Origin of the sequence: uncultured Wocania sp., assembly GCF_964021735.1 — a bacterium.
Classification (GTDB): domain Bacteria; phylum Bacteroidota; class Bacteroidia; order Flavobacteriales; family Flavobacteriaceae; genus Wocania_A.
The window spans coordinates 1-6,388 of sequence record NZ_CAXIBN010000179.1 but is presented as its reverse complement, the minus strand read 5'-3'; the positions used below and the strand labels follow the sequence as shown (position 1 = coordinate 6,388).

Below are 6,388 nucleotides of genomic sequence, written 5' to 3'. Positions count from 1 at the left end.
GCGACCTCCGCGTCCCAAACGCGGCGCGATAACCGGGCTACGCTACACCCCGAAAAAATGTAACGGCTGCAAATATATAGTTTTTCTTTATAAACAAACAATAATTATAAGTAAATTGTGGTTACATTTAATATTAAAAATCATGACTATTAAATCTTTTTTTTTAGCAACCATAATTCTATTTAGTCTTAATGCTTGTGCTCAAGATAAAACACCTGTAAATATTAAGCATTCTTACGAAACCATAGTTACAGAACTTAATAACCCTTGGGGGTTTGTTTTTCTGCCCGATGGTTCTATGATTATTACCGAAAAAGCTGGAGAATTAATTCATTTTAATAAAGGTGAAAAATCTAAAATTTTAGGATTACCTAAAATTGAGTTACTTGGTCAAGGTGGTTTAATGGATATTGAATTGCACCCAAACTATAAGGATAATGGTTGGCTTTACTTATCTTATTCGTCATCAAACGATAATAATGATGGTGCTAACACCTCTATAATGCGTGCTAAGCTTAAAAACAATGCGCTAACAAATGTAGAAATATTATACAAAGCTTTACCCAACAGTAATCGTGGACAACATTTTGGATCTAGATTAGAGTTTGACAACGACGGGTATTTATATTTTTCTATTGGAGATCGTGGAAATCGAGATGTGAATCCTCAAGATCTTACAAAAGATTGTGGTAAGATTTATAGAATAAATGATGATGGTTCTATTCCAGAAAACAATCCTTTTATAAATAAAAAAAATGCAAAAAAAGCGATTTATTCTTATGGACACCGTAATCCACAAGGTATGGTAAAACATCCTAAAACTGGTAAAATTTGGACACACGAACATGGACCACGAGGTGGCGACGAAATAAACATTATTGAATCTGGTAAAAATTATGGTTGGCCAGTAATTAGTTATGGGATAAATTACAGTGGTACAAAATTTACTGAAATTACCGAAGCCCCTGGAATGGAACAACCAATTCACCATTGGACACCTTCTATTGCACCAAGTGGTATGACATTTATAACTAGCGATATTTACCCCAATTGGAAGGACAATCTTTTAGTCGGCTCTTTAAAATTTCAATATCTCGATAGATGTGTTATAAAAAATAATAAAGTTGTTAAAGAAGAACGATTACTTGATGGAATTGGTCGTGTACGCAGTATGCGCCAAGGTCCAGATGGTTATATTTATGTTGGTGTAGAAAATGTTGGCATAGTTAAAATTATTCCGAATAAATAATCTTAAATTTGTATTATACCAAACTAACATTTTTTAAATGCTAATTATAGGAATTGCAGGTGGCACAGGTTGCGGAAAAACAACAGTTGTTAATCAGATTTTAAACGAACTTCCAGAGGGAGAAGTTGGCGTAATTTCACAAGATTCGTATTATAAAGATACAACACATTTATCTTATGAAGAGCGTGTTAAAATAAATTTTGATCATCCGAGATCTATTGATTTTAATTTGTTAACTCATCATTTACGAGAACTCAAAAAAGGTGTCCCGATACATCAACCTGTATATTCGTTTGTGAAACATAATAGAACAGGTGATACTATTTTAACACATCCTAGAAAAGTAATTATTGTCGAAGGTATTTTGATACTTACAAATCCTGAGTTAAGAAATCTGTTTGATATTAAAATATTTGTACATGCTGATACTGATGAACGCTTAATTCGTAGATTAAAACGTGATATTTCTGAACGCGGTAGAGATTTAGATGAAGTCCTTTCTCGATACCAAAACACTTTAAAACCCATGCATGATCAGTTTATTGAACCTATGAAAGAATATGCAGATATTATTATTCCAAACAACAAATACAACACGGTTGCTGTAGATATTGTTAAAACTATTATTAATGAAAAATTGTAATGACGCAATTCAATAAAAACAAATATTTAAAACCTTTTAAAAATTGGTTTATACTTATCCTTGTAGTTTTTGCGGTTTGGATGCTATTTTTTGATACAAACTCGTGGTTAATTCATCATGAATTAAATACCGATATTGAAGCCTTACAAAACGAAAAAGAATATTACAAAAGAGAAATAATAAAAGACAATAAAGCCATAAAAAAATTAAGTACCGAAGAAGGCTTAGAAAAATTTGCTCGCGAAGAATATTATATGAAAAAAGAAAATGAGGAAATTTTTATAATTGAATATGAAGACAGTTTAAAAGTTAAAAAAGATGACTAAGCGTTTGTTTGATGATTTCGAAGCGGTGTCGGCTAAACAATGGAAACAAAAAATCCAAGTTGATTTAAAAGGTGCCGATTATAACGATACGTTAATTTGGAATTCTAACGATGGTATTTCGGTAAAACCTTTTTATCATTCAGATGAATTCAGTGAGCCTTTAAAACCATCAAACACCAAAGCCACACAGTGGAAAATTTGTCAATCTGTTTTTGTTGCTGACGTTGAAAAATCTAACCTAAAAGCAATTAATGCAATTGAAAGAGGCGCAGAAAGCATCAAATTTATTATTCCAAATGATTCAGTTTCCATTGAAGATTTATTAAAAAACATCAACCTATCTTCTAACCTTTTTTATTTTGATTTACAGTTTTTAAACAACAATTATATTAAGCGTATTTTGAATATTTCAGCGAAAGCGAGAATCTATATTCAAACAGATATCATAGGAAATCTAGCTAAATCCGGAAACTGGTTTAATAATTTAAAAGGCGACCACAACCATTTTGAATCTATCGTTAAAAACACAAATACGTTTAGTGTAGAAGCATCATTATACCAAAATGCTGGAGCAAATATGGTGCAACAACTCGCTTACAGTTTAGCGCATGCCAATGAATATTTGAATCATGTTGATAATATAATTGAAAATAAAAAAAAGCAATCTCTCAATGTTATCTTCCAAGTTTCTGTAGGCACCAACTATTTTTTTGAAATCGCAAAACTTAGAGCACTAAGAATTCTTTGGAGTACTTTAGCTTCTGAATATGATATCAATCAAGATTGTCATATCGTTGCAACTCCAAGCAAACGCAACAAAACACTTTACGATTACAATACCAACATGTTACGCACCACAACCGAATGTATGAGTGCTATTTTGGGTGGTGCCAATACTATTAGCAATCTGCCTTACGATGCTATTTATCATAAAAATAACGAATTTGGTGAGCGTATTGCAAGAAATCAACTCCTTGTTTTAAAACACGAAAGCTATTTTGATAAAGTAAATAATCCTGCCGATGGTGCCTATTATGTTGAAAATTTAACAAATCAGCTTACCGAAAAATCTTTAGAATTGTTTAAAGATATTGAAGCAAACGGTGGTTTTTTAAAACAATTGAAGGAAAGCACAATTCAACGGAAAATAAAAGAAAGCGCAGCCAAAGAACAACAACAATTTGATGCTGGCAAAGAAGTACTTTTAGGAAGCAACAAACAACCAAATGCTAACGATAAAATGAAACACGAACTGGAATTATATCCGTTTGTAAAAACCAATTCAAGAAAGACTCTAATTGAGCCTATTATTGAAAAACGACTAGCAGAAACCTTAGAACAAAACCGATTAAAAACAGAATAACTTAAATTTTATAACATCTATGAAAACACAATTTTTTAAACTTTTTGTAATCACATTAGCTATCAGTTTGATAAGTTGTAAAAAAGAGAACACACTATCAGAATACAAATATGCCGATAAAGGTTTGGTTTTAAGTTGTGAAAACGTAAACTCAAAATTATATAGCGAAGCCTTATTTGCTTTTGAAAATGATATTTTAAATTTTTACGGAAAAAACAATCCTAATGCATCCTTAATTCAAGCTTACGGTCAGTTTATTAGAAATGCCATTTACGGCAGAATAAAATACGAAGACATTGTATCGCCTCATACAATAAATGTTTTTGAGGTTTTAAAAAATGAAAATGATTTGTGGGATGCCAGCAACCCAAAAAGCTACTTAAATTATAACAGTGCTTTAATTAATTGCATTTCAATAAATATGCAAAATACTGAGTTAAAAACAACATTTAATTCACTGTTAAAGGTAAATAGTATGAGCCCGAAACCATTTGGCGCACCATTAATGTCGAATTATAGAAATGTTATAAAAGATAAATATTTAGCAGCTTATATTGCTTTCGATTTGTTTTATGCCAATCTATTTAACAAAGATTTATCGAAAGTTAATACTGAAAAGCCTGCAGAAAAAGTAGACTTTAATAAATTACCTCAATAAAATATACAATCGTGTAAACATAAAATGTCTAGAAAAAACCTGCAACATATAACAATTAAGTCAGCAGCTAAAAGCCAAAAACCAATAGCCAATAGCTCATTTTTAACAGCTGAAGATATTCCTGTAAAATCAGATTACTCAAAAGACGATCTACAAGATATTGAGCATCAAAACTTTGTTGCAGGAATAGCACCTAATCTTCGTGGACCATATAGTACCATGTATGTTCGCAGACCGTGGACAATTCGGCAATATGCTGGTTTTAGTACTGCCGAAGAAAGTAACGCCTTTTACCGGCGTAATTTAGCTGCTGGACAAAAAGGGTTATCTGTGGCTTTCGATTTAGCAACGCATCGTGGTTACGATTCTGATCACGATCGTGTGGTTGGCGATGTTGGAAAAGCAGGAGTAGCCATCGATTCGGTTGAAGATATGAAAATACTTTTCGACCAAATCCCATTGGATAAAATGTCGGTTTCAATGACTATGAATGGTGCTGTTTTACCCATTATGGCATTTTATATTGTCGCTGCCGAAGAGCAAGGTGTAAAACCAGAACAATTAGCAGGCACTATTCAAAACGATATTTTAAAGGAATTCATGGTGCGTAATACGTATATCTATCCACCAACGCCTTCCATGAAAATTATTTCTGATATTTTTGAATTTACGAGCAAGAGCATGCCTAAATTCAATAGCATTAGTATTTCTGGCTACCACATGCAAGAAGCTGGTGCTACTTGCGATATTGAGTTAGCATACACTTTAGCAGATGGTTTAGAATATATTAGAAAAGGATTAGATGCAGGCATGGACATTGATACTTTTGCTCCTCGCCTATCTTTTTTCTGGGCTATTGGCATGAATCATTTTATGGAAATTGCCAAAATGCGAGCAGCACGTATGTTATGGGCAAAATTGGTAAAGCAATTCAATCCTAAGAATGAAAAATCTTTAGCCTTACGCACACATTGCCAAACCAGTGGTTGGAGTTTAACTGAGCAAGACCCATTTAATAACGTAGCGCGAACAACTATTGAAGCTACCGCTGCTGCTTTTGGTGGCACACAAAGTTTACATACAAACGCTTTAGACGAAGCCATTGCTTTACCAACTGATTTTTCAGCACGAATTGCTCGTAACACACAAATATTTTTACAAGAAGAAACTAAAATAACCAAAACTGTTGATCCTTGGGCGGGTAGTTTTTATGTTGAAAAACTCACTCATGATATTGCTCAAAAAGCATGGACTTTAATTGAAGAAGTAGAAGAACTTGGTGGTATGACCAAGGCTATTGAAGCTGGTATTCCCAAAATAAGAATTGAGGAAGCTGCTGCACGTAAACAAGCACGCATAGATTCTAATCAAGATATCATTGTTGGTGTTAACAAATATAGATTAGAGAAAGAAGACCCTATTCAGACTTTAGAAGTTGACAATCAAACGGTTCGTAATCAACAAATTGAAAGTTTAAATAAGATAAAAGCTGAGAGAAATAATGATAAAATTAATGGGACTTTATCGAAATTAACCGAAGCGGCACGAACAGGACAAGAAAATTTATTAGCTTTAGCTGTTGAAGCTGCACGCGAAAGAGCAACTTTAGGCGAAATTAGTGATGCTTTAGAAGTTGTTTTTGGGCGTTATAAAGCAAAGATTAAATCATTTTCGGGTGTGTATAGTAAAGAAATAAAAGATGATAATAGCTTTAAAAAAGCAAAAGAGTTAGCCGATATTTTTGCCGAACAAGATGGGCGACGACCTCGAATAATGATTGCAAAAATGGGGCAAGACGGTCATGATCGTGGGGCCAAAGTTGTTGCAACAGGTTATGCCGATGTAGGTTTTGATGTAGATATTGGTCCATTATTTCAAACACCACAAGAAGCTGCCAAACAAGCTGTAGAAAACGATGTACATATTTTAGGAGTTTCCTCACTTGCTGCAGGACATAAAACGCTTGTTCCTCAGGTTATTGAAGCTTTAAAAAATTATGGTCGCGATGATATTATGGTTATTGTTGGTGGCGTCATACCAAAACAAGATTATCAATATTTATTTGACGCTGGTGCTGTAGCTGTATTTGGACCTGGGACAAAAATTAGTGATGCTGCCATTAAAATTTTGGAGATTTTGATTGATTGAG

At 33.2% G+C, this 6,388-nt stretch carries 6 protein-coding genes; all 6 read left to right on the top strand.

What is annotated here, in order from left to right; translation table 11 throughout:
• Window positions 1-142 precede the first annotated feature (142 nt).
• Genes AADI82_RS12925 through scpA form a run of 6 tightly spaced genes read left to right on the top strand, consistent with a single transcriptional unit; the run spans window position 143 to window position 6,387 of the window.
• The gene (locus AADI82_RS12925) at window positions 143-1,249 is read left to right on the top strand and encodes a PQQ-dependent sugar dehydrogenase (protein WP_341216845.1); all 1,107 of its coding nucleotides are present in this window, start codon (window positions 143-145) and stop codon (window positions 1,247-1,249) included.
• Window positions 1,250-1,286: 37 nt separating this feature from the next.
• Window positions 1,287-1,892: a uridine kinase gene (udk, locus tag AADI82_RS12920; RefSeq protein WP_341216844.1), complete on the top strand. Its 606-nt coding sequence runs from the start codon at window positions 1,287-1,289 to the stop codon at window positions 1,890-1,892.
• Window positions 1,892-2,218, top strand: coding sequence for a septum formation initiator family protein (locus AADI82_RS12915; protein WP_341216843.1), 327 nt, complete (start codon window positions 1,892-1,894; stop codon window positions 2,216-2,218). Before udk ends, AADI82_RS12915 begins: the two co-directional genes overlap by 1 nt.
• A complete protein-coding gene (locus tag AADI82_RS12910; protein ID WP_341216842.1) occupies window positions 2,211-3,581 on the top strand; it encodes a methylmalonyl-CoA mutase subunit beta in 1,371 nt (456 codons plus the stop codon). Before AADI82_RS12915 ends, AADI82_RS12910 begins: the two co-directional genes overlap by 8 nt.
• A gap of 19 nt (window positions 3,582-3,600) precedes the next feature.
• Entirely contained in the window at window positions 3,601-4,239 is a 639-nt protein-coding gene (locus AADI82_RS12905) for a hypothetical protein (protein WP_341216841.1), read from the top strand.
• A gap of 24 nt (window positions 4,240-4,263) precedes the next feature.
• Window positions 4,264-6,387, top strand: coding sequence for a methylmalonyl-CoA mutase (gene scpA, locus AADI82_RS12900; protein WP_341216840.1), 2,124 nt, complete (start codon window positions 4,264-4,266; stop codon window positions 6,385-6,387).
• The last annotated feature ends 1 nt before the right edge of the window (window position 6,388 follow it).

Excerpts from the sequence above, each read along its gene's own strand:
- AADI82_RS12910 (WP_341216842.1), top strand. The coding sequence starts at position 2,211 with ATGACTAAGCGTTTGTTTGATGATTTCGAAGCGGTGTCGGCTAAACAA.
- AADI82_RS12925 (WP_341216845.1), top strand. The coding sequence starts at position 143 with ATGACTATTAAATCTTTTTTTTTAGCAACCATAATTCTATTTAGTCTT.
- AADI82_RS12905 (WP_341216841.1), top strand. The coding sequence starts at position 3,601 with ATGAAAACACAATTTTTTAAACTTTTTGTAATCACATTAGCTATCAGT.
- scpA (WP_341216840.1), top strand. The coding sequence starts at position 4,264 with ATGTCTAGAAAAAACCTGCAACATATAACAATTAAGTCAGCAGCTAAA.
- udk (WP_341216844.1), top strand. The coding sequence starts at position 1,287 with ATGCTAATTATAGGAATTGCAGGTGGCACAGGTTGCGGAAAAACAACA.
- AADI82_RS12915 (WP_341216843.1), top strand. The coding sequence starts at position 1,892 with ATGACGCAATTCAATAAAAACAAATATTTAAAACCTTTTAAAAATTGG.